This is a genomic window from Cellulosimicrobium sp. NPDC057862, assembly GCF_042797035.1.
Classification (GTDB): Bacteria; Actinomycetota; Actinomycetes; order Actinomycetales; family Cellulomonadaceae; genus Cellulosimicrobium.
Genome location: NZ_JBHVMH010000005.1, coordinates 1 through 22905 on the forward strand (window position 1 = coordinate 1; position 22905 = coordinate 22905).

General features: G+C 74.1%; 23 protein-coding genes. 11 read left to right on the top strand and 12 right to left on the bottom strand.

The window, feature by feature from the left end:
- Nucleotides 1-288 precede the first annotated feature (288 nt).
- On the bottom strand, nt 289-2106 hold the full coding sequence (locus ACFVN3_RS08560) for an AMP-dependent synthetase/ligase (protein WP_378232364.1): 1818 nt from the start codon (nt 2104-2106) through the stop codon (nt 289-291).
- A 106-nt stretch (nt 2107-2212) separates the two neighbouring features.
- On the opposite strand from ACFVN3_RS08560, the gene ACFVN3_RS08565 reads away from it, so the two are divergent.
- Complete coding sequence (locus ACFVN3_RS08565; RefSeq protein WP_378232365.1) at nt 2213-2563, top strand: chorismate mutase; 351 nt, start codon at nt 2213-2215, stop codon at nt 2561-2563.
- Between the two features lie 154 nt (nt 2564-2717).
- On the top strand, nt 2718-3917 hold the full coding sequence (locus ACFVN3_RS08570; RefSeq protein ID WP_378232366.1) for a Vms1/Ankzf1 family peptidyl-tRNA hydrolase: 1200 nt from the start codon (nt 2718-2720) through the stop codon (nt 3915-3917).
- Nucleotides 3918-3983: 66 nt separating this feature from the next.
- Here ACFVN3_RS08570 and valS read toward each other — a convergent pair whose 3' ends face one another.
- Together valS and ACFVN3_RS08580 are read right to left on the bottom strand one after the other, a co-directional pair.
- Complete coding sequence (gene valS, locus ACFVN3_RS08575) at nt 3984-6791, bottom strand: valine--tRNA ligase (protein WP_378232367.1); 2808 nt, start codon at nt 6789-6791, stop codon at nt 3984-3986.
- A 64-nt stretch (nt 6792-6855) separates the two neighbouring features.
- The gene (locus ACFVN3_RS08580) at nt 6856-7674 is read right to left on the bottom strand and encodes a hypothetical protein (protein ID WP_378232368.1); all 819 of its coding nucleotides are present in this window, start codon (nt 7672-7674) and stop codon (nt 6856-6858) included.
- Between the two features lie 345 nt (nt 7675-8019).
- Between ACFVN3_RS08580 and ACFVN3_RS08585 the strand changes: the two genes are divergently transcribed.
- From ACFVN3_RS08585 to ACFVN3_RS08600, 4 genes are all read left to right on the top strand, one after another.
- The gene (locus ACFVN3_RS08585) at nt 8020-9948 is read left to right on the top strand and encodes a DUF4914 family protein (protein ID WP_378232369.1); all 1929 of its coding nucleotides are present in this window, start codon (nt 8020-8022) and stop codon (nt 9946-9948) included.
- Nucleotides 9949-10030: 82 nt separating this feature from the next.
- Complete coding sequence (locus ACFVN3_RS08590) at nt 10031-11029, top strand: TIGR03557 family F420-dependent LLM class oxidoreductase (protein WP_378232371.1); 999 nt, start codon at nt 10031-10033, stop codon at nt 11027-11029.
- Complete coding sequence (gene cofE, locus ACFVN3_RS08595) at nt 11026-11901, top strand: coenzyme F420-0:L-glutamate ligase (RefSeq protein ID WP_378232372.1); 876 nt, start codon at nt 11026-11028, stop codon at nt 11899-11901. The genes ACFVN3_RS08590 and cofE overlap by 4 nt, the downstream gene beginning before the upstream one ends.
- A gap of 65 nt (nt 11902-11966) precedes the next feature.
- Nucleotides 11967-12356, top strand: coding sequence for a hypothetical protein (locus ACFVN3_RS08600; protein WP_378232373.1), 390 nt, complete (start codon nt 11967-11969; stop codon nt 12354-12356).
- A 30-nt stretch (nt 12357-12386) separates the two neighbouring features.
- Here the strand turns inward: ACFVN3_RS08600 and ACFVN3_RS08605 are convergent, their stop codons facing one another.
- The 4 genes from ACFVN3_RS08605 to ACFVN3_RS08620 form a co-directional block, all read right to left on the bottom strand.
- Nucleotides 12387-12752, bottom strand: a complete 366-nt coding sequence (locus ACFVN3_RS08605; RefSeq protein WP_047232624.1) for a VOC family protein — start codon at nt 12750-12752, stop codon at nt 12387-12389.
- An 84-nt stretch (nt 12753-12836) separates the two neighbouring features.
- A complete protein-coding gene (locus ACFVN3_RS08610) occupies nt 12837-14063 on the bottom strand; it encodes an AI-2E family transporter (RefSeq protein WP_378232374.1) in 1227 nt (408 codons plus the stop codon).
- Between the two features lie 88 nt (nt 14064-14151).
- Complete coding sequence (locus ACFVN3_RS08615; protein ID WP_378232375.1) at nt 14152-14757, bottom strand: HhH-GPD-type base excision DNA repair protein; 606 nt, start codon at nt 14755-14757, stop codon at nt 14152-14154.
- 7 nt (nt 14758-14764) lie between these two features.
- The gene (locus ACFVN3_RS08620) at nt 14765-15175 is read right to left on the bottom strand and encodes a nitroreductase family deazaflavin-dependent oxidoreductase (protein ID WP_378232376.1); all 411 of its coding nucleotides are present in this window, start codon (nt 15173-15175) and stop codon (nt 14765-14767) included.
- A gap of 50 nt (nt 15176-15225) precedes the next feature.
- On the opposite strand from ACFVN3_RS08620, the gene ACFVN3_RS08625 reads away from it, so the two are divergent.
- Nucleotides 15226-15729 (top strand): metallophosphoesterase family protein, encoded by a 504-nt coding sequence (locus tag ACFVN3_RS08625; protein WP_378232377.1) that lies wholly within the window; start codon nt 15226-15228, stop codon nt 15727-15729.
- Between the two features lie 6 nt (nt 15730-15735).
- Here the strand turns inward: ACFVN3_RS08625 and ACFVN3_RS08630 are convergent, their stop codons facing one another.
- Nucleotides 15736-16686: an AraC family transcriptional regulator gene (locus tag ACFVN3_RS08630; RefSeq protein WP_378232378.1), complete on the bottom strand. Its 951-nt coding sequence runs from the start codon at nt 16684-16686 to the stop codon at nt 15736-15738.
- Between the two features lie 164 nt (nt 16687-16850).
- Between ACFVN3_RS08630 and ACFVN3_RS08635 the strand changes: the two genes are divergently transcribed.
- The 4 genes from ACFVN3_RS08635 (at nt 16851) to ACFVN3_RS08650 (ending at nt 19177) form a co-directional block, all read left to right on the top strand.
- Nucleotides 16851-17744, top strand: a complete 894-nt coding sequence (locus tag ACFVN3_RS08635) for an NmrA family transcriptional regulator (protein WP_378232379.1) — start codon at nt 16851-16853, stop codon at nt 17742-17744.
- Nucleotides 17741-18211 (top strand): anthrone oxygenase family protein, encoded by a 471-nt coding sequence (locus tag ACFVN3_RS08640; protein ID WP_378232380.1) that lies wholly within the window; start codon nt 17741-17743, stop codon nt 18209-18211. Before ACFVN3_RS08635 ends, ACFVN3_RS08640 begins: the two co-directional genes overlap by 4 nt.
- Nucleotides 18212-18296: 85 nt before the next feature.
- On the top strand, nt 18297-18749 hold the full coding sequence (locus tag ACFVN3_RS08645; protein WP_378232382.1) for a CoA-binding protein: 453 nt from the start codon (nt 18297-18299) through the stop codon (nt 18747-18749).
- 2 nt (nt 18750-18751) lie between these two features.
- Nucleotides 18752-19177, top strand: a complete 426-nt coding sequence (locus tag ACFVN3_RS08650) for a TIGR03667 family PPOX class F420-dependent oxidoreductase (RefSeq protein WP_378232383.1) — start codon at nt 18752-18754, stop codon at nt 19175-19177.
- Between the two features lie 54 nt (nt 19178-19231).
- Here the strand turns inward: ACFVN3_RS08650 and ACFVN3_RS08655 are convergent, their stop codons facing one another.
- The 4 genes from ACFVN3_RS08655 to ACFVN3_RS08670 are packed head-to-tail and all read right to left on the bottom strand — an operon-like array spanning nt 19232 to nt 22779.
- Nucleotides 19232-19765 carry a hypothetical protein gene (locus ACFVN3_RS08655; protein ID WP_378232384.1) on the bottom strand — a complete coding sequence of 178 codons (534 nt, stop codon included), beginning with the start codon at nt 19763-19765 and terminating at the stop codon, nt 19232-19234.
- 25 nt (nt 19766-19790) lie between these two features.
- Nucleotides 19791-20696: a putative F420-0 ABC transporter ATP-binding protein gene (locus tag ACFVN3_RS08660; protein WP_378232385.1), complete on the bottom strand. Its 906-nt coding sequence runs from the start codon at nt 20694-20696 to the stop codon at nt 19791-19793.
- Nucleotides 20693-21778 carry a putative F420-0 ABC transporter permease subunit gene (locus tag ACFVN3_RS08665; RefSeq protein WP_378232386.1) on the bottom strand — a complete coding sequence of 362 codons (1086 nt, stop codon included), beginning with the start codon at nt 21776-21778 and terminating at the stop codon, nt 20693-20695. Before ACFVN3_RS08665 ends, ACFVN3_RS08660 begins: the two co-directional genes overlap by 4 nt.
- Complete coding sequence (locus ACFVN3_RS08670) at nt 21775-22779, bottom strand: putative F420-0 ABC transporter substrate-binding protein (protein WP_378232387.1); 1005 nt, start codon at nt 22777-22779, stop codon at nt 21775-21777. Before ACFVN3_RS08670 ends, ACFVN3_RS08665 begins: the two co-directional genes overlap by 4 nt.
- Nucleotides 22780-22905 lie beyond the last annotated feature (126 nt).

The following is a 22905-nucleotide window of genomic DNA, read 5'->3' on the forward strand; positions in this document are numbered from 1 at the left end:
CGGAACTCCGGCGGCTTGGCTGCAGGCATCACGGACTCCTCTCCCGAGGCGATCATCGCCTCAGATCAGGTGTCCGGGAAAGCGGGTCAGGCTCCAGCCGCGAGGAACGAGCGGCGGATGGTAGACGCGGCACCACCACCCACCCCGACCACCCAGGCCGACCACGCGTCGTCGGGCACAAAGACCGCGGCTCTACCTCGCGCAACCACGGCTCTACCTCGGCGGACTGCGGCTCTACCTCGCGCGACCACGCGGCTCTACCTCGGAGGACCGGGGCTGGGGGCTCGGTCAGGCGTCGGCGCCCACCTTGGCGCCGTAGAGGGTGTCGATGGTGTCGGCGAAGTCCTTGATGACGAGCCCGCGCTTCACCTTGAGGGACGGGGTGAGGTAGCCGTTCTGCTCGGTGAAGTCGGTGGTGAGCACGGTGATCTTGCGGATCGACTCGGCGCGGGAGACGGCCTCGTTGGCGTGCGCGACGGCGCGGTCGAGCGCGGCGAGGACGTCTGGGTCCTGCGCGGAGGTGTCGACGTCCATGGTCGGCAGGCCGTGAGTCGAGAGCCAGCCGGGCAGCATCTCGGCGTCGAGCGTGACGAGCGCGCCGATGAAGGGTCGCTGGTCGCCCACGACGACGACCTGGCTCACGAGCGGGTGCGCGCGGAGGCGGTCCTCGAGCACGGCGGGGGCGACGTTCTTGCCGCCGGCGGTGACGATGATCTCCTTCTTGCGGCCGGTGATGCGCAGGTAGCCGTCGTCGTCGAACGCGCCGAGGTCGCCGGTGCGGAACCAGCCGTCCTGGAGCGCCTCGGCGGTGAGCTCGGGCTGGTTGCGGTAGCCGCGGAAGATGTGGTCGCCCTTGACGAGCAGCTCGCCGTCCTCGTCGATGCGCAGCGACGTACCGGGGAACGCGGGCCCGACGGTGCCGATCTTGGTGAGGCCGGGCAGGTTCACGGCGGTGGGGGCGGTCGTCTCGGTGAGACCGTAGCCCTCGAGGATGCGCAGCCCGACTCCCCGGTAGAAGTGGCCGAGCCGCTCGCCGAGGGGCGCGCCGCCGGAGATCGAGTACGTGAGCTGCCCGCCCATCGCGGACCGCAGCGTCGAGTAGACGAGCCGGTCGGCGAGGGCGTGCTGCACGCGCAGCCCGAACGACGGGCCGCCCGCGGCGTCGAGCGCGCGCGACCAGGTGATGGCGACCTTCGCGGCCCAGTGGAACACCTTGCGCTTGGCGCCGGTCCCCGTCTTCTGCTCGGCGGTGTTGTAGACCTTCTCGAACACGCGCGGCACGGCCAGCAGGAACGTCGGGTGGAACGTCCCGAGGTCGGCGACGAGGTTCTTGGTGTCCCACGAGTGCGCGAGCACGGCGTTCGACGCGACGACGACGACCTGGATGAAGCGCGCGAAGACGTGGGCGAGCGGGAGGAACAGCAGCGTGCGGGCGCCGTCGGAGTCGAGGATCTCGGCCAATCCTGCCCGGCCGTTGAGCGCGAGGTGCACGAAGTTGCGGTGCGTGAGCTCGACGCCCTTGGGGCGCCCGGTCGACCCGGAGGTGTAGATGACCGTCGCGAGGTCGTCGACCCGCTGGGCGGCACGACGGCGGTCGATCTCCTCGGCGGGCACGTCGGCGCCCGCGGCGCGGAGGGCGTCGACGGCGCCGTCCTCGACGACGAGCACGTCCTCGAGGTCGGGGAGGCGGTCGCGGACGGACGCCACCTCGGCGGCGTGGGACGCGGTCTCCACGAGGGCGAGGCGGACGGCGGCGTCGGAGCAGATCCAGTGCACCTGCTCGGCCGACGACGTCTCGTAGACGGGCACGGGGACGGCACCCACGGCCCACGTGGCAAAGTCGAGCAGCGTCCACTCGTAGCGCGTGCGGGACATGATCGCGACGTGGTCGCCGGGCTCGATGCCGCGGGCCACGAGGCCGCGCGCGACGGCGACGACGTCCGCCTCGAACTCCTGCGCGGTGACGGGCTCCCACGGGCCGTCCGCGGTGGTCCGGCGCTCGACGAGCGTCGCGTGGGGACCGCGGGCGACGCGGTCGGTGAGGAGGGTGCTGATGGTCGCCGTGGGGGAGACCTCGACGAGGCTCGGCGACGCGTGTTCCGTCATGGGACTCTCCGCTGAGTGGGACGGCAGGTAGGGACGGCGTGACACTTTACTCCGTACTCCGAGTATCGCGTTCCTCGGGGTCGTCGGGCGCGCCTAGGATCGGTGGGTGACGAACCAGACCGGCCAGCCCGCCGTCCCCGCCGAGATCCTCACGCTGCGCGACAGCATCGACAACATCGACGCGGCGCTCATGCACCTGCTCGCCGAGCGGTTCAAGTTCACGCGCCGGGTCGGGGAGCTCAAGGCGCAGGGCGGGCTGCCCCCGGCCGACCCGGACCGGGACCGGCAGCAGATCGCGCGCCTGACGGGCATCGCCGATGCTGCGGGACTCGACCCGGAGTTCGCCGAGCAGTTCCGCGAGTTCATCGTCCGCGAGGTCATCCGCCACCACGAGCGGATCGCCGCCGACCACGCCGCCTCGGGCGAGGGCACGCCCGTCCTCGACACCTACTCCTGACGGCAGGCGCCCGTGACGGACCCGCCTGACGCGCGGTGGCGACCCCGGTCGATCTGACCGACCCTGGAGGGGTCCCAGGGTGGGCCCCGGCGTCGGCACGACCTGCGCGCCGGGCGGCCCGCCCGCCACGCCGACGGACGCTAGAGGTGTTCGCATGAAGATCGATTGGCTCAAGCCCCTCCTCGGCCACCCGGGCCCCTTCGCGACGGTGTACATCGACGCGACGCGGGCCCACGAGGCCGGGGACCGCGAGGTCGAGAACCGCTGGAAGGGCGTGCGGCGCACGCTGCGCCAGGAGGGCGCGCCCGACGCCGTCCTCGAGGACCTCGAGGAGGTGGTGCTGCGGCCGACGCGGGTCGGCGGCACCCACGGGCGCGTGCTGATCGCGGACGACACGGGTGTGCTCGTCGACCGCGTCGTCAAGGACCCGCCGGCGCTCACGAAGGGGTCGTGGGGACCGGTCCCGGCGCTGCTCCAGGCGGCGCGCGCGGCCGACGAGTCCGTCGACTACGTGCGCGTCGTCGTCGACCGCCAGGGCGCGGACCTCACGTGGTCGGTCGCGGGCGGCCACCTGCCGTACGCGGAGCCGGAGTCGGTCGAGGGCGGCCACGACGTCATCAACAAGGTCCGCACCGGCGGCCTGTCCCACAAGCGCATCGAGTCCCGGGCAGAGGACTCGTGGGAGCGCAACGCCGAGGCGGTCGCTGCCGAGCTCGAGCGCCAGGCGGCGGAGTACCGCCCGGAGCTCGTGCTCCTCACCGGCGACGTGCGCGCGGTGCCCCTCGTGCGCGGGGCGCTGGGCCGCGCGACGGCGGAGCTCGTCGTCGAGGTCCCGGGCGGCGGTCGCGGGCCGGGCATCAACGAGGCCGCGTTCGAGTCGAACGTCGCCGACGCGCTCGACAGCTTCCGTGAGCGCCGGCGCGAGAAGGTCCTCGCGGAGTTCCGCCAGGAGCAGGGGCGCGAGTCGGGTGCCGTGACCTCCGTCGAGGACGTCGTCGCGGTCCTGGCGCGCGGGCAGGTGAAGGAGCTCGTCCTGGCCGACGAGTACGGTCAGGACGCCGCCCTGGACGGCCGCTCGCTGTGGATCGGGCCGAGCCCGATGCACATCGCCGCGACCAAGGAGGAGATCCATGACCTGGGGGTCACCGAGGGCCTCGAGAAGCTCCCTGCGACGGTCGCGCTCGTCCGCGCCGCGATCGGCCAGGACGCCGGCCTGACGTTCGCGCCCGAGGGCAGCGTCGAGCTCATCGAGGGCGTCGGCGCGACCCTGCGCTGGGCCGACGAGGGCACGCCGCGCGAGGTCGCGGCGACGATGTCCGGCGACGACGCGCGGCTGCGCGGCGAGATCATCTGACGAGCCCGCACGCGACGACGCCCTCCCCGGCCGGAGCCGGGGAGGGCGTCGCGCTGAGACCGGGCGTCAGGCCTTCTTGCGCGCCTCGGGCTCGCCGAGCTCGGAGGAGACGACGACGATCCCGCCCTGGACGGCTGAGTCGCCCTGGCCCTCCGTGGTCGCCACGAGGTCGAGCGTGCCGGTGACGCGCCCGCCGTTGCGGACGTCGACGACCGACGCCTCGACGCCCGCGAGCGACGCCGCCGGGACGGCCACGGTCGCCGCGAGGATCGGCGTGCGCATGGAGACCTTCGCCTCGGACTTGACCTTGCGCAGCGCGGCGAGCGCGTGGCCCGCGGCGGTGAGCACGGCCGGCTCGGCGTCGCCCGCGGCCGCACGCGCGACGTCGGACGTCGGCCACGGCGCGCGGTGGATCGAGCCCTCGGGCGCGCGCCACCACGACCAGACCTCCTCGGTCGCGAACGGCACGAACGGCGCGAAGAGGCGCAGGAGCGTGTCGAGCGCGATCGCGAGCGCGACGCGCGCCGACCGGGTCTCGGGCGAGACGTCGGACGCCGCGGCCCCGGCCCCGTACGCGCGGTCCTTGACGAGCTCGAGGTAGTCGTCGCAGAACGTCCAGAAGAACGTCTCCGTGGTCTCGAGCGCGCGGGTGTGGTCGTACGCCTCGAACGCCTCGGTCGCCTTCTCGACGACGGACGCGAGGCCCGCGAGCATCGCGCGGTCGAGCGTCTCGGTGACGAGCGCGGGGTCGAGGACGATCTCGCCGGTCCCGCTCTCGGCATCGACGCCGAACGACAGCGCGAACTTCGACGCGTTGAGGATCTTGATCGCGAGGCGGCGGCCGATCTTCATCTGGCCGACCTCGAACGCGGCGTCCGTGCCCAGGCGGGCCGAGGCGGCCCAGTACCGCACCGCGTCCGAGCCGTGCTCCTCGAGCAGGCCCATCGGCGTGACGACGTTGCCCTTGGACTTCGACATCTTCTTGCGGTCGGGGTCGAGGATCCAGCCCGAGATCGCGGCGTTCTTCCACGGCAGCGAGCCGAACTCGAGGTGCGAGCGCACGACGGTCGAGAAGAGCCAGGTCCGGATGATGTCCTGGCCCTGCGGGCGCAGGTCCATGGGGAAGACGCGCTCGAAGAGGTCGGGGTCGACCTCCCAGCCGCCCGCGATCTGCGGCGTGAGCGACGACGTCGCCCACGTGTCCATGATGTCGTTCTCGCCGACGAACCCGCCCGGCACGCCGCGCTGGTCCTCGGTGTACCCGGCCGGCACGTCGGACGACGGGTCGACCGGAAGCACGTCCTCGGACGGGACGATCGGGTGGTCGTGGTCGACCTCGCCCGACTCGAGCACGGGGTACCAGAGCGGGATCGCGACGCCGAAGAAGCGCTGGCGCGAGATGAGCCAGTCGCCGTTGAGGCCGCCGACCCAGTTCTCGTAGCGCACGCGCATGAAGTCGGGGTGGAACGCGAGCTCCTTGCCCCGGCCGAGAAGCTCGCCGCGCAGGTCGCGGACGGTGCCGTCCGCGGTGGTCCAGTCGCGGCCGCCGTTGCGGATGTACCACTGGCGCGAGGTGACGATCTCGAGGGGCTTGTCGCCCTTCTCGAAGAAGTTCGCCTTGCGCTGGGTCGCCACGGGCTCGCCGTCGAGGTCTCCCGTGTCCCGCAGGGCGTCGACGACGACCTGGCGCGCGGAGAACGTCGTCTTGCCCTCGATCTCGGCGAACACGCCCTGGCCGGAGTGCGACGTGATCCAGTCCGGGGTCTCGCGCGTGATGCGGCCGTCGCGCGTGATGATCGACCGGGTGGGGAGCTGGAGCTCGCGCCACCACTGCACGTCGGTGAGGTCGCCGAACGTGCAGCACATCGCGATGCCCGCACCCTTGTCGCGCTCGGCGGCGGGGTGGGCGAGGACGGGCAGCTCGACGTCGAACAGCGGCGAGCGCACCGTCGTGCCGAACAGGTGCTGGTAGCGCTCGTCGTCCGGGTGCGCGACGAGCGCGACGCACGCGGCGAGCAGCTCGGGGCGCGTCGTCTCGATGTAGACCGGGGCGCCGTCGTCGGGCGTGCCCGGCGCGACGCGGTGGAACGCGACCTTGTGGAAGTGACCGGGGTAGTCGCGCGCCTCGAGCTCGGCCTGCGCGACCGCGGTCTGGAACGTCACGTCCCACAGCCCCGGCGCCTCGGCCTGGTACGCCTCGCCGCGGCCGAGGTTGCGCAGGAACGCGCGCTGCGCTGCCGTGCGCGACCGCGCGTCGATCGTCTGGTAGTGCTGCGCCCAGTCGACCGAGAGCCCGAGCCGGCGCCACAGCGCCTCGAACTGCTTCTCGTCCTCGGCGGTCAGGCGCTCGCACAGCTCGATGAAGTTGCGGCGGCTCACCGGCACCTGGTCCGCAGCCTTGACCGACTTGCCCTCGCCGCCCTCGTGCGGGGGCTCGAAGCCCTCGACGTAGCCGAGCGTGGGGTCGCAGCGCACGCCGTAGTAGTTCTGCACCCGACGCTCGGTGGGCAGGCCGTTGTCGTCCCAGCCCATGGGGTAGAACACCTCGAGGCCGCGCATGCGCTGGAACCGCGCGACGACGTCCGTGTGCGTGTAGGAGAACACGTGGCCCACGTGCAGGGACCCGGAGACCGTCGGCGGCGGGGTGTCGATGGAGAAGACCTGCTCGCGGGTCCTGGAGCGGTCGAACGCGTACGTCCCCTGCTCGGCCCAGCGGGCGTCGTAGGTCTCCTCGAGCCCGTCGAGGCTCACCCGGTCGGGTACTCCCGCGACCACCGCGCGGACGACGTCGCCGGCTACGCGGCCGGCGGAGGAGGTCGTTGCTGCAGTGGCATCGGCCGCGCCCGTCGGCGCGTTCGTCGGGAAGTCGCTCATGGTCGCCCATTCTCCCAGATCTCGGGGCCGCTCCCGACGGCGTCTCGCGTCCCGGCCGCGGTCGTCACCGGGTGCCGGGCGCGGCGGACGGACCGTCTTGCCCGTCCGCGCGGGACACGCGCGCTGCCAGGTCGGCGGCGGCCCCCAGGAGGCGTTCCCAGACCGCGGGGTCGAGCAGGTCGAGCGCGCGCTCGCTGAATAGGAAGAGCCTGTCCCCGGACACCTCGGCGGCGAGCGGGAGGGGGCCGCGGACGAGCGTCTCGACGATCTCCGGGGTGAAGACGGCGCGCGCGGTGCCGGTCGCGGACCGCACGGGCCCGTAGGCCTGGTGGCGGTCGCCGAACGGGCCGTCGACCGGCAGCTCCCACACGCGCTCGACCCCCTGCGGCGCCCGGGCGCCCCGCACGCCCCGGGCGGGCATCGTCTCCACGACGACGCGGGGCAGGGTGCGGTCGAGGGCGACCATGGCGTAGGTGAACGCGAAGGGCTCGCCGTCGCGGTAGCCGGCGCTGTAGGTGTAGGTCGCGACCTCCACGGTGCGCGGGCCCCGCGTACGGACGACGTTCCGGGCGACGCGGAGGATGCCGATGCCGAACGCTCCGCTGGGCCGTGCGGGCTCGTCGACCCGCGGCTCGACGTCGAACCCGTTCGCCGCGGCGAACCTGCTCAGCCGGTACGCCTGCTCGTGCTCCCGGGCGGACGACCCCCGTACGCCTCGGACGACGAGAAGACCGAGCGCGACGACGCCGGCCACCACGAGACCGACGGCGACCGGGAGGGCGACCCCGGCGGCGACGAGACCGACCACGGCGAGGGCGAGGACGGCACCGACGACGGCCGCCCCGACGGCGAGCAGGAGGGCGAGGAAGGTGGTTCCGAGCACCCTCGCGAGCACCGAGGATGTCACCGAGGATCTCGTGCGCGCCCGTTCCGCGCGTGCCCCGCGACGGAGCTCCCGGTGGTGCGCGCGCACCGCCGCGCGGTCCACGGGCTCCACGAGGGCTCGCGTGTCGAGGGTCGCGCCGGGCGGGGGAGAGGTGTTCACCGGCGAGAGGCTAGCGGGGGTCGGCGCGGCGCGCGGGACGCGTGCCCGACCCGTGGAAGAGCCCAAGACGGGTCCAAGGTCCCTGGGGGTGATTGGTCATCGACTCGTAACCTGCACGCAAAGACACGGGTGCTCGTGGGCGCACCTCGATCTCGTCCCTCGCGCCGACCACCGGGAGCAGCCATGACCCTCACGACCACCGACCGCGCGTCCACGACCGGGGCGCTGCCGCCCGGCGTCGTCGTCCCGCCGGCGCTCGAGGCCGCGCTCGCCGCGTGCCCGGCCCTCGTCGTGCCGTCCTCGCGCGACGAGCTGTACCGCCTCGCGCTCGGTCCCGAGGGCGGTCCGCGGTTCGTCGTCGAGTACGACGCCGGCGGCACGCTCGTGCCCGAGGCGGAGGTCGTGCGGTGCCGGAACGGGATCGCCGTGAACTACCCCGAGGACTACATGCGCCGGCGCGACCCGGACTGCATGCGCATCGCCGACGACCTGCCGACCGACAAGCCGCGCTACCGCGACGTCTTCGGGGCCGGGTTCGGGCCGGTCAAGGACGAGACGCTCGCGTGGCTCGGGACCCAGGAGCTCGTCGTCGTGCCGTTCCGCGCCGGCGGGCGGACCCACGGCTACCCGTCGCTCGCCGTCTGCCCCGTCAACGCGGCGTTCTTCGCCCTCGCCCTCGTCGACCTCCAGGGCTGGACCACGTTCGACGAGCTCGGGCCGTTCGCGCCGCGCTCGATCCTCTACGTCGCCCCGCCGTTCCGCCACACCCGCTTCGACGGGCGCCAGGTCGTCGTGCACGACCGCTCCGAGACGCTGCACGAGGTGTTCGCCTACAACCTCTACCCCGGTCCGAGCGCGAAGAAGGGCGTCTTCTCGGTGCTGCTCGACGTGGGCGAGCGCGAGGGCTGGGTCACGGCGCACGCGTCGTCGGTCCGGGTCACCACGCCGTACGAGAACGAGACCGTCGTCATGCACGAGGGCGCGTCGGGCGGCGGCAAGTCCGAGATGTGCCAGGAGATCCGTCGTCAGGAGGACGGGCGGATCCTGCTGGGCACCAACGTGGTGACCGACGAGCCGTACGTCATCACGCTGGGGGAGACGAGCGCGCTCGACCCGGTCACCGACGACATGACGCTGTGCCACGCCGGGCTCCAGACGGGCGACGGGCGCCTCGTCGTCACGGACGCGGAGGAGGGCTGGTTCGTGCGCGTCGACAACCTGACCGGCTACGGCCAGGACGCCCACCTGGAGCGCGCGTGCATCCACCCCGACGTCCCGCTCGTCTTCTTCAACATCGACGGCGTCCCCGACGCCACCGTGCTGCCCTGGGAGCACTCGCTCGACTCCGACGGCCGGCGGTGCCCCAACCCGCGGGTCGTCGTGCCCCGGCACCTGCTCACCGACGTCGTGGGGCCGGCGGAGGTCGACGTCCGGACCTTCGGCGCCCGTATGCCGGCCTGCACCCGGGACCACCCGACCTACGGGATCATGGGCATGACGCACGTCGTCCCCGCCTCGCTCGCGTGGATCTGGCGGCTCGTCGCGCCGCGCGGCGACAAGAACCCCTCGATCGGCGAGTCGCGGTCGGCCACCGAGGCCCTGGCGCACGGCGGCATGGTCGCAGAGGGCGTCGGGTCGTACTGGCCGTTCGCGACCGGGACCAAGGTCGCGGCGGCGAACCTCCTGCTGCGCCAGCTCGTGGAGACGGACCGGACCCGGTACGTCCTGACGCCCAACCAGCACATCGGCGCGTACAAGGTCGACTTCGCCGCCGAGTGGCTGACCCGCGAGTACCTCGCGCGGCGCGGGGGCGGGCGCCTGCGCCCCGAGGAGCTCACCCCGGCCCGCTGCCCGCTGTTCGGGTACACGCTCACGGAGATGAAGATCGACGGCCAGCTCGTCCGACCCACGTTCCTGCGGCCCGAGCTCCAGTCCCAGGTCGGCCTCGAGGCCTACGACGCCGGAGCGCGGATCATCACCGACTTCTTCGCCAGCGAGCTCCGGCAGTTCCTCACCGACGACCTCGACCCGCTGGGGCGGCAGATCATCGAGGTCTGCCTGCGGAACGGCTCCGTCGAGGAGTACGCGGCGCTGACCCCCGTCCACGTCTAGGGCGTCCGGCCGGGACCGCCGTGGCGGGCGGCCCCGGCCCGATCCTGGCGAGACCTCGCCCGGCGCGTACTAGGGTCGGAGCATGGGTCTGACGATCGGCTATGCCGCCATGCTCGAGCAGTTCCACCCGACCGAGGCCGTCGCGCTCTCGGCCTACGCGGAGGAGCACGGCTTCTCCGGCACGATGGCGGCGGACCACTTCCAGCCGTGGGTCCCGGCGCAGGGCGAGTCGTCGTTCGTGTGGAACGTGCTCACCGCGCTCGGCGAGCGCACGACGGGCGACCTCGGGCCGGGCGTCACGGCGCCGACGTTCCGGTGGCACCCCGCGATGGTCGCGCAGGCCTCGGCCACGCTCGCCGCGATGTACCCCGGGCGGCACTGGCTCGGCCTGGGCTCGGGCGAGGCGCTCAACGAGCACGTCGTCGCGGGCTACTGGCCGGAGGCGCCCGAGCGCATCAACCGCATGTTCGAGGCGATCGACGTCATCAAGAAGCTGTTCCAGTCCGGGCTGGACAACAAGGACGTCAAGCACTCCGGGCAGTTCTACAAGATGGAGTCCACGCGCCTGTGGACCATGCCCGAGGTCGCGCCCGAGATCCTCGTCGCCACGGCCGGCCCGGTGACGGCCAAGCGCGCCGGGCGGCACGCGGACGGCCTCATCACGGTCGGCGCCCCGCTGGAGAAGATCTCCATGCTGTTCGGCAAGTTCGACGACGGCGTCCGCGAGTCCGGCCGCGACCCGCAGGCGATGCCCAAGGTGCTCCAGCTCCACCTGTCCTGGGCCGCGACGGACGAGGAGGCGCTCGCGAACGCGATGACCGAGTGGCCCAACGGCGGCATGAAGTTCCCCAAGGCCGACATCCGCTCGCCCCACGACTTCGAGCAGATGGCCAAGCTCGTGCGCCCCGAGGACTTCGAGGGCCGCATGGTGATCTCGGCCGACCCCGACGAGCACCGCGCGTACGTCCAGAAGTTCGTCGACCTCGGCTTCGACCGGATCTACCTCCACAACGTGGGCCGCAACCAGCGGGAGTGGATCGAGGTCTTCGGCCGCGAGGTCCTGCCGAAGCTGGCGCGATGACCTCCGGCGGCGCGGGTGCGGTCGTGCCCGACGGCGGCGCGCGCGAGGCCGACGACGCGCGCCTGTCCGCGTGGGCGCCGTCGGGCCTGGGCGAGGTGCGCCCGGGCGACGACCTCGCCGCGCTCGTCGGCGACCTGCTCGCCGCGGCCGCGCCGGCCGACGCGCTCGCGGAGGGCGACGTCGTCGTGGTGACGAGCAAGGTCGTCTCCAAGGCGGAGGGCCGCGTCGTCGCCGCCGCCGACCGCGAGCAGGCGATCACGGACGAGACGGTGCGCGTCGTCGCGACGCGCGAGCGCCCCGGACAGCCTCCGTTGCGCATCGTGGAGAACCACCTCGGCCTCGTCATGGCCGCGGCCGGGGTCGACGCCTCCAACACCCCCGACGGGACGGTCCTGCTGCTCCCGCGCGACCCGGACGCCTCGGCCCGGGCGCTGCGGACCGCGCTGCGCGACCGGTTCGGTCTCGCCCACCTCGGCGTCGTCGTCACGGACACCGCGGGCCGCGCGTGGCGCGACGGGCTCGTCGACGTCGCGATCGGCGCCGCAGGGATCGTCGTCGCCGAGGACCTGCGCGGCGGCGTGGACGCGCACGGCCGGGCCCTCTCCGTGACCGTCACCGCCGTCGCCGACGAGGTGGCCTCCGCGAGCGAGCTCGTGCGCGGCAAGACGGCGGGGAGGCCCGTCGCCGTCGTGCGGGGGCTCGGCCGGTACGTCGGCGACGACGACGGGCCCGGGGCGCGCTCGCTCGTGCGGCCCTCGGTCGACGACCTGTTCCGGGAGGGGAGCGCCGAGGCCTACGACCGCGGCTACCGCGACGGGTTCGGCGAGGGCTTCCGCGAGGGGTCGGGCGACGAGCAGGTCCCCGTCGACTGAGCGGACGAGCGCGACCGGGCCGCAATCCCGTGGCTCGCGGGACGGTGGGCGGCTAGCCTGCCGGGATGCTGCCCGCCGAGTGGATCCCGCACCGCCGCCCCGACGACCGCGAGCACGTGGGCTGGATCCGTCCCGACGGTGACCTCTGGGTCGCCGTCTCGCTCCTCGGGCGCGAGCTGACCGGACCGGTGGACTGGCTGGAGGCCGAGGAGGCGCTCGACGAGGTCAGCCTCGCGTGGCTGGCCGAGGTCTGGGTGCTCGAGCAGGAGGACGCGCCGCCCGTGCGCGTCCGGCTCGTGGAGGTCACGCCGGACGGCGTGGTCGTGCAGACGGACGACTTCGGTGCGATCGACGTCCCCGTCGAGCGCTACGAGCTCCCGTGGCCGCCCCCGCCCACGCTGCGGCCGCGCCGACCGGACGACCCGGACGGTCGCGTGCTGTCGCTCCGACCGTGACGACCGCCCGGGCGTGCGCGCCCGGCGTGGTCAGCCGGCGTCCGTCGTGCCCTCGTAGAGGCCGATCTGGTTCCCGTCGGCGTCCTCGAACGCCGCCCACCAGGACGTCGGGCTGATCTCGGACTTCTCCAGGACCACGCGCCCGCCGAGCTCGCGCACCTTCGCGAGCGTGTCCTCGATCGAGTCGACCTCGACATAGCTGCGCGGGGTCGTGAACCCCTCGGACCGCGGCGCGAGGCCGCCGCCGCTGATCTTGTTCGGTGCCTGCCACATCGGGTAACCCTCGAAGCCGGGGACCTCGGCGATCTGCCAGCCGAACAGCTCGCCGTAGAACTGCGTGGCCCTGCCGCTGTCGCTCACCGGGATGTCGATGTGCGTGATGTCTCCGTGCGCCATGGTTCCTCCCCCGTACCGGTGACGGGCGGACACCCGCCGTCTGCCAGCCTAGGGACCACCAGCACCGGCGCAACAGGGTGTGCGCTAGGCCCTCTCCGGACCGGCAGGATCACCGGCCGCCGAACCCTCAGGCTGTACCTGAGGGTTCGGCTCGGGCTCGGCCACGGGTGCTGGCTCGTCGGTCGTCCCGCGGTCCCGAACGGCCGGGTCTGCGGTCGCCTCTCGTGCGGTGTCCGGGGTGAGGCCCGGCGTCGCGTCCGACGGGGGCACGTCGTCGCCGGAGAGCCAGCGCAGCCAGCCCGAGCCAGGATCGGGCTCGAGCACGAGCGCGCGCACGAGCAGCGTGAGCGGGATCGCGAGGATCGCCCCGAGCGGTCCGATGACGAACGTCCAGAACACGACCGAGACGAAGCTGAGGGTCAGGCTGAGGTTCACGGCGTCCGCCACGAACTTCGGCTGGACGAGCACCTGGAGCACGACGTTCACGACGCAGTAGACCGCGACGACGGCGAGCGCGAGCTGCCACCCCCCGACGACGAACGCCATGATCGCGGGCGGGACGAGGCCGAGCACGAAGCCGATGTTCGGGATGAAGTTCGTGACGAACGCGAGGATCGCCCACACCGTCGGGGCAGGAACACCGAGCAGGAACAGCGCTATGCCGTCGACGACCGCCACGACCGCACCGAACGACGCGTTGACCACGAAGTAGCGCCGCACCCCGCCGCTGAACCGGGACGCGCGGTCGATCGTCGCGGCGCGCTCGGTGCCGAAGACCGTGGTCGCGGTCGAGTACCGCGCGGCGTCGGCCGCCATGAAGATCGCGTACGCGAGCACGAAGAAGAAGGCCGTCGCGATGCCGAGCGCCATGCCCGACACGTTCCCGGCGAGGCTGAGGACCCGGGCGGGCTCCAGCCACGACGTCGCGGCCTCCGCGACGTCGGTGTCGATCCCCACGGCAGCGAGCTGGTCGACGACGTCCTCGACCGAGCGCACCAGCGCCGGCAGGTACTCGCGCACGAGGTCGGCGAACCGGAAGCCTGCGAACACGAGCATCGCGACGAGCACGGCGAGGATGAGGTAGGCGACCACCACGACCGCCGTCGTCGCGGCCCAGCGGGGCCAGCCGCGACGCTCGAGCGGGAACCGCACGGGGTGGCAGATGATGACGATCACCGCCGCGAGGAGGATCGGCGCGAGCACCTCGCGGGCCGTGTGGACGCCTGCGAGCACCACCACGCCCGCGGCGAGGGCCAGGAGCGTGCGGGTCGAGGGAGGCAGCGCCGGGGCGCGCGGCGTCGTCGTGGTCACGCGCCGACGATAGCGGCCGGGCGTCGTCGCGCACGCGGGCGTCCGTCGCGGTGCGCCCGGCGGCGCGGCCGGCGACGTGCCCGCGGAGTCAGGCCTTCGCGGCCTTCGCGGCGGCCTTCTGCGCCTTCTTGAACGTGCGGACCTCCGCGAGCGACTCCGGGCTCGTGACGTCGGCGATGGACCGGCGCGACCCCTCGTCGCCGTAGTGGCCCGCCGCCTCGCGCCACCCCGCGGGCTGCACGCCGCGCTGCTTGCCGAGCAGCGCGAGGAAGATGCGGGCCTTCTGGTCGCCGTACCCGGGCAGCGCGCGCAGCCGGGCGAGGACCTCGGCACCGGTCGGCGCTGCCGCACCGTCGTCACTGGACCCGGGCGCGGTCCAGATCCGGGTCGCGTCGCCGTCGTACTCGTCGACGACGACGCGCGCCAGGTCCTGCACGCGGGCCGCCATCGAGCGCCCGTACCGGTGGATGGCCGGCGGGGTCGTGGCGAGCGTGACGAACGCGTCGGGGTCCGCCTCCGCGACCGCGCGCGGGTCGATGGAGCCGAGGCGGTCGCGGATCTTGCGCGGTCCCGCGAACGCGTGCTCCATCGGGTACTGCTGGTCGAGGAGCATGCCGACGAGGAGGGCGAACGCGTCGTCGCTGAGGAGCGCGTCCGCGTCGGGGTCACCGGTGATCCAGAGCTGGTCGGTCATGACCCCATCATGGCAGCGCACGGCGCAGGCGTCCGGTCCGGAACTCGTCCACACCGGTGCGGCGCAGGACGGCGCTCGTCCAGCCGGGCAGGAGTCGCAGCCCGTCCTCGCCCGTGACGCGCCGCACGTCCTCGACGCGGAACTCCTCGCCCCGGCGCTCCAGCACGAACTCGCCCGCGGCGTCGACGTTGCGCACCCAGTCGACGTCGGGGCCGTACGTGAGCGCGAGGACGACGCGGACGGGCTCGGTGGGAGACGCGCGGTACGCGAACGCGAAGACCGGCGTGCGGTAGGCGCGACCGCTGCGCCGGCCGACGTGCCGGACCACCGCCATCGGCCCGACGCCGGTCGCGACGCGGAGCATCACGGGGTTGAGGAAGCGCTTGTTGCTGCGGGTCACCCAGCGTGGGATCGGCATGCCCCATCGTGGCCCGGCGCGGCCCGACCGCGCGACCTATCGTGAGACCCGTGCCGACGCGCCTGCTCCTGCTGAGCGACACCCACGTCCCCGTGCGGGCGCGGGTGCTCCCGGACCAGGTGTGGCGCGCCGTCGACGACGCCGACGTCGTCGTGCACGCGGGCGACTGGGTGAGCGTCGACCTGCTGGACGCCCTGGAGTCCCGGGCCGCCCGGTTGGTCGGCGTCGCGGGCAACAACGACGGCCCTGCGCTGCACGCGCGCCTGCCCGAGGTCGCGCGCGCGACGGTCGACGGGCTGCGGCTCGCCGTCGTGCACGAGACGGGGGCGAAGCAGGGGCGCGAGCGCCGCGCCGACGCGGCGTTCCCCGACGCGGACGTCCTCGTGTTCGGGCACAGCCACATCCCGTGGGACACCACGTCGCCGGGTGGGCTGCGCCTGCTCAACCCCGGCTCGCCGACGGACCGTCGCCGTCCGCCGGTCGGCACGGTCCTCACGGCCGTCGCCGACGACGGGGTGCTCCGGGACGTCGCGCTCGTGCCGGTGCCGCGCTGAGCCGCCTCAGGCGGCACCCGCGCGCGCCCGGTGCGCGGCCGGGCTCACGCCGCGCACGCGCTTGAACGCCGCGCTCAGCGCGAACGGCGACGCGTACCCGACGGCGCGTGCGACGGACGTCAGCGTGGCGTCGGGCTCCAGCAGCAGGTCCGCCGCGAGATCGAGGCGCCAGCCCGTGAGATAGCTCATCGGCGGCTCGCCGACGAGCGCGGTGAAGCGTCGCGAGAACGCCGCGCGCGAGAGCCCGACCTCCCGCGCGAGGGAGTCGACGGTCCAGGCGCGGACCGGGTCGTGGTGGATGAGGCGCAGCGCCGCGCCGACCACCGGGTCCGCGTCGGCGCGGTACCAGCCGGGCGCGTCGTCGCGCGAGAGCCACGTGCGCAGGCACGAGATGAGGAGCAGGTCGAGCAGCCGGTCGAGCACCGCCTCCTGGCCGGGCAGGTCCTGCACGACCTCGCGCGCGAGCATCTCGACCAGCGTCCCGTCGACGTCGCCGCTGCGCAGCACCACGCGCTGCGGGAGCACGCGCAGGACCCGGCGGCCCACCTCGCCGTCGAGCGGGTACGTGCCCGTGATGATGACGGTCTCGCCGCCGGGGTCGTTGCCCCACGAGCGGACGCCCAGCACCGTCATGGGGGAGGGCCCGCCGTCGACCGCGCGGCACATGTCGGACTCGGGTCCGATGACGACCTGCGGCGCGGTCGTCGGCGCGTCCGCCACGACGTAGTGGTCGGGGCCGCGCAGCAGGACGACGTCCCCCGTCCCGACGTGCTCGCCCGGGTCCGAGCCGTCGTCGCCCACGACCGGCCCGACCCAGCCCGACCCGCGCAGCACGGGCACGATCGTCAGCGGCGCCTCGTCCTCGATGCGCATGCCCCACGGGGCGCGGAGATGGCTGCGCAGGAGGAAGGCGCCGCGGGCGCGCGGCCCGTCGAGGAGCCCGGCGACGACGTCCATCCGGTCAGGGTACGCACGGTCCCGTGTCCGCGACCAGACACCGCACGGCGCGGGCGACCGGAGACGATCGCGTATGGAGTCGAGCGTCAGAGCCATGTCGCGTCTCGCCGGCGGCCGGTTGACTGGCATCCGTCCCCGCACGAACCTTCGACAGGAGAGACGCCATGAGCGCCACGACACCGCGCCTGACCGACGCCCTGACCGACGCCACCGCACCCGGACCGGTCCTCGTCCTCGGCGCGACGGGCAAGACCGGCCGCCGGGTCGCCGGCCGCCTCGACGCGCTCGGGGTCCCCGTGCGGCGCGCCTCCCGCTCCGGCGCCGTCCGCTTCGACTGGGAGGACGAGACCACGTGGGGCCCTGCCGTCGAGGGGGCGGAGGCGGTGTACGTGGTGTACGTGCCCGACCTCGCGGTCCCGGGCTCCCCGGAGACCGTCGCCCGGTTCGCGGCCCTCGCCCGGGAGGCGGGCGTGCGCCGGCTCGTCCTGCTCTCGGGTCGCGGCGAGGTGGAGGCGCAGCGCGCGGAGGTGCTGGTCGCCGACGCGTTCCCGGGCCGCACCGTGGTCCGGTGCGCGTTCTTCGACCAGAACTTCAGCGAGAGCTTCCTGCTCGAGCCCGTGCTCGACGGCGTCCTCGCCCTGCCGGCCGACCGGGTCGCCGAGCCGTTCGTCGACCTCGAGGACGTCGCCGAGGTGGCGGTCGCGGCCCTCGTCGACGACGCGCACGCCGGCCGCGTCTACGAGCTCACCGGGCCGCGCGCGATCACGTTCTCCGAGGCGGTGGCGGAGATCGCGGCCGCGAGCGGGCGCGACGTGCGGTTCGTGCCGATCGCCATGGACGAGTTCGTCGCGGGGCTGCGGGCGATCGGGCTGCCCGACGACGTCGTGGGCCTCATGCGCTACCTCTTCACCGAGGTGCTCGACGGGCGCGGGACCCCTGTCGCCGACGGGGTCCGGCAGGCGCTGGGCCGCGAGCCGCGGGACTTCCGCGAGTTCGCCGCGCGCGAGGCCGCGACCTGGTCGGTGCCCGTCCCGTCGACCTCCGGGCAGTCGTCGTGAGCGTCTTCACCGCGCTCGTGGTCGCGGGCGCGGTCGCGACCGGGCTCGCGGGCGGGGTGCTCTTCGCGTTCTCCACGTTCGTCATGGGCGGCCTGCGCCGCCTGCCCGCCGCTGACGGCGCCGCGGCCATGGTCGCGATCAACCGGGACGCGCTCCGACCCCCGCTCATGCTCCTGCTCGCGGCGAGCGTGCTCGTGCCCGCGGCGGCGGCTGTCGTCGGCCTCGTCGGCGGGACGCCCGGAGCGGGGTGGGCGCTCGCGGGTGCCGCGGTCGCGCTCGTCGGGATCCTCGGCGTGACCGCGGTGGGCAACGTCCCGCTCAACGAGCGCCTCGACGCGGCGGCGGCCCGGCCCGCGGACCTCGCCGCCGCGTGGGGTGCGTTCCTCCCGCGCTGGCTCGCGTGGAACCACGTGCGGACCGTCGCGGGCGCGGCCGCGACCGCGCTGCTCGCGCTCGCCCTCGTCTGACCACCGTCGCGCGCCGCCCGAGACGGCCGAGACGTCCGAGCCCCGGCCGCGGAATAGCCGCGGCCGGGGCCCGGTTGCGCACGACATGAGAGACGTCGCAGCGGCCGTGCCGGCCGATGAGCACGAGACCATCCGTCGGGTGCTCGAGGGCACCGAGACCTGGGCCGTCGTCGGCCTGTCGAACAACACGTCGCGCGCCGCGTACGGCGTGGCGCGGGTGCTCCAGCAGCACGGCAAGCGCATCGTCCCCGTCCACCCGTCCGCGGAGACCGTGCACGGCGAGCAGGGCTACGCGACGCTCGCGGACGTCCCGTTCCCCGTCGACGTCGTCGACGTGTTCGTGCGCTCCGAGCTCGCGGGCGACGTCGCCGACCAGGCCGTCGCGGTCGGCGCGAAGACCGTCTGGTTCCAGCTCGACGTGATCGACGAGGACGCCGCTCGCCGCGTCCGTGAGGCCGGGCTCGACATGGTCATGGACCGCTGCCCCGCCATCGAGCTGCCGCGCCTCGCTGCGTCCACCACCACGAAGGAGGTGTGACCGTGACCGCGATCGACACCACGACCGACCTGGGCTCGCGCGCCGCGACCCGGCTGAGGGACGAGCCGGTGCTGTGGTTCGTGACCGTCGACCCGCACGACGCCCCCCAGCCGACCCCCGTGTGGTTCCTGTGGGACGGCGCCGACGAGGTCGTGGTCAAGTCCCAGCCGCGCACCGCGAAGCTCCGCAACGTCCGCGGGAACGACCGCGTCGCGGTGCATCTCAACAGCACCCGGTCGGGGGACGACGTCGTCGTCCTCACCGGCACCGCCGCGATCGACGACGCCGGCCTCTCGCCCGACGAGCGCACCGCGTACGACGCGAAGTACGACCAGGGGATCCGCGGCCTCGGCATGACCCCCGACGGCTTCCACGAGGACTACTCCGTCACCGTGCGCGTCCGCCTGGAGCGCCTCCGCGGCTACTGAGCGAGCACCGAGCCCCGGCCCGGTCCGGTGAACGCACGACCTGGAGGGCCGCGGTCAGCGATCGAGGCGGGCGACGGCCAGCTCGAGGGCCGTGCCGAGCTCGTCCTTCGGGATGCGCACCTCGCCGATCGACACCGAGAAGGGCGACTCGTCCAGTCCGAGGGCCCGGGCCGCGGGATCGAGGTCGAGGCTCGTGCCGTCGTCGGAGAACCCGGTCCCGACGTAGACCGGCATGCCGGACACCTCGGGCAGCACGACCACCAGCACCGCGGCCAGCGCATCGGGGTGCAGGTCGGGACGACGTGCGTCCTCGGCCGCGAGCAGGCTCACCCCGACGCCCAGGTCGCACGCGCCCTCGCAGTTGCTCGAACCGGTGTACAGGCTCGCCTCGACGGGGAGGTCGGCCTCGTCCAGCGCGTCCTGGACCGCGGGCAGGGCCCGTTCGACGTCCGCGTACGAGACGTTCGAGGTGTCGAACGGGGAGCGCCCGTCGAGCACCGCGCAGCCGGAGAGGGACACGACGCACGTCGCGACGAGACCGGTCGCGACGAGGGTCCGCACGGCGCGGGGAACCAGGGAGAGGCGCACCCGCCGAGGGTACGCGAACGGGCGCTCAGTCCTGCGGCGCGAACGTCAGCACCGGCCGGCCCGTGCGCGGGTGCGTGAGCACCTCGCACCGCACGCCGTAGACCGGGTCGAGCACCTCGGGGACCAGGACCTCGCGCACGTCGCCCGCGGCGACGACCCTGCCGTCCGCCAGCACGACGACGTGGTCGCACGTCTGGGCCGCGAGGTTGAGGTCGTGGAGCGCGGCGAGGACGGTCACACCGTCGTCGGCGAGGTCGCGCAGGACGTGCATCGTGTCGAGCTGCGCGGCGATGTCGAGGTGGTTGGTCGGTTCGTCGAGCAGGAGCAGCGCGGGCTCCTGGGCGAGCGCGCGCGCCAGGTGCACGCGCTGGCGCTCGCCGCCCGAGAGCGTCGCGACCTCCCGCTCGGCGAACGCGGCCATGCCCGCGCGGGCGAGCGCTGCGGTCGCCACCTCCCGGTCGTGCGCGGAGTCGCCCGCGAGGAGCGAGCGGTGGGGGATGCGGCCCAGCAGGACGGCGTCGAGCACGGAGAGCGGGAGGTCGGTCGTGGCGTCCTGCTCGACGAGCGCGAGGACGCGCGCACGCTGCCGCCGCGGCATCGTGAGCAGGTCCGCGCCGTCGAAGCGTGCGTGCGCGGCGTCGTCGGGACCCGTGGTCGGCGCGCGCACCCCCGCGAGCACGCGCAGGAGCGTCGACTTGCCGGAGCCGTTGGGCCCGAGCAGCCCGCTCACCGCGCCGGCCGGGGCGGTGCAGTCGACGCCGTCGAGGATCAGGCGACCGTCGACGGACCACGACACGCGCGCGGCGTCGAGCCCCGCCGCGCCCGGCCGGCCGGACGGGCTCCGCACCGCCGCGTCGTCGGGGCGGTCCCGCACGACGTCGGGGCCGACCGCGGGCCCCACGGGCGTCGTGGTGCGCGTCGCCTCGCTCATGCGGCCCTCCTCCCGCGCCACAGGAGCAGCGCGAACACCGGCGCGCCGATCGCGGCGGTGACGATCCCGACGGGCAGCTCGCGCGGCGCGAACACGGTGCGCGCGAGCGTGTCCGCCCAGACGAGGAACGTCGCGCCGAACAGCGCGGACAACGGCAGCAGGAGGCGGTGCCGCGCACCCGTGAGGAGCCGGACCGCGTGCGGCAGGATCAGCCCGACGAACCCGATCGACCCCGACTGGGAGACGAGCGCCCCGGTGAGCAGCGCGACGCCCACGAGCAGCGTCCAGCGCACGCGCGCGACGTCGACCCCGAGCGTGGACGCCGCCGTGTCGCCGAACGTGAAGGCGTCCAGCACGGAGCCGGTCGAGGCGAGCAGCGTCCCGAGCACGAGGGTCGCGCCACCCGCGACCGCGACGGACGTCCAGGTCGCTCCCGCGACGGACCCCATGAGCCACGAGAGGATCTCGCGGTAGGAGTCGCCGGTCGCGGACCAGAAGATGACGAAGCTCGTCGCGGCCGCGGCGAGCTGGCTCACGGCGAGGCCGGCGAGCACGGTCCGCGTGGGCGTGAGGGCGCCGAGCGCCCCCGCGAGGCCGAGCGCCGCGACGAGCGCGAGCACGGCGCCCCCGAACGCCGCGACCGGCAGGAGCACCGTCCACCCGGCGACCAGCACGAGCACCGCGCCGAGCGACGCGCCCGACGACAGCCCGAGGAGGTACGGGTCCGCGAGCGGGTTGCGCGTGAGCGACTGCATGACGACGCCGCACACGGCCAGACCGGCGCCGACCGCCGCGGCGGTGAGCACGCGGGGGAGGCGGAGCTGCCACACCATGCCGTCCTGGAGCGTCCCGAGCGGCTCGAGGCCGAGCGGCCCGCCGAGCCCGAGGTGCGTCGCGACCGAGCGCCACACGTCGCCGACCGCGAGGTCCGCCGGACCGATCGTCACGGTGACGAGCACCGTCACGACGAGGGCGCCGACGCCGACCGGCACCCACCAGCCCGCGCCACGGCGCGCGGCGGTCCCCGCGCCGTCCCGTCGGGCGGGCGGCGCGGGTGCGGGCCGGGCGCGCAGCGTGGTCACAGGCCGAGCGCCTCCAGCTGCGCCGCGAGGTCCACGACGGCGTCGACGTTGCGCACTCCGGCCTCGGTCGCCGGGAACGGGATCGTCAGGTAACGGCCCTCGCGCACCGCGGTCATCTCGGCCGTGGCCGGGTTGGACTCGAGCCGCTCGATCTTCGCCTCGGCCGTGTTCCACGCGGCGTCGACGAGGACGAGGACGTCGGGGTCGGCGGCGATCGCCTCCTCCCACGCGAACGCGGTCCAGGTGTCGTGCACGTCTCCCGCGACGTTCTCCAGCCCGACGGCGTCCATGATCATCTGCGGCGCGCCGATGCCCGCGCCGACGTACGGGATGTCGTCCCCGGACGAGTACCACAGGGCCGTGAGCCCGCGCTCGTCCCGGGCGACGCCGTCGAGCGTCGCGCGCTGCTCGGTGACCAGGTCGGCTGCCGCGTCCTGCGCGTCGAAGATCGTGCCGACCTCGGTGATCTCGGCGAACACGTCGTCGAACGTCAGCGGGTCGGGCATGTACTCGGGTGCCTTGCACGCGGCGGGGGAGACGTACGTCGCGACGCCGAGCTGCGCGAGCGTCTCGCGGTCGCCCGCGCCCTCGGCCGTGAGGTTGGACTCCCAGCCCGCGTAGACGAGGTCGGGCTCGGTCTCCAGGACCGCCTCGGCGCCGGGGACCTGGTCCGAGAGCGGCTCCGCGACGGCGGGGACGTCCGCCGCGGCGTCGGCGAGCGACGCGGGGACCGGGCCGTCGGCGAACGCGCTCGCGACGATGCGGTCGCCCAGCCCGAGCGCGAGCAGCATCTCCGTGGTGCTCGACTTGATCGTCACGACGCGCTCGGGTGCCGCGTCGAACGTCACCTCGAACCCGCAGTCGTCGAGCGTCAGCGGGTAGGTCGTCGCTGCCGCTCCGCCCGACGGCGAGGTGTCCCCGGTCGGCGTCGGCGTGTCGCCGGGCGTCGTGCCCGAGGAACAGGCGGCGAGCACGAGGGTGAGCGCGGCGGTCGGGAGCACGAGAGCTGCGCGACGGACGGGCTGGCGGGACGGTGTGCGGAATGGGGGCACGGGGCGAGGTCTCCGGGGTCGGGCGCGTCGCGGCGAACCCTCGACGGGCACGCCGGTGCGGCGGTGCGTTCTCGA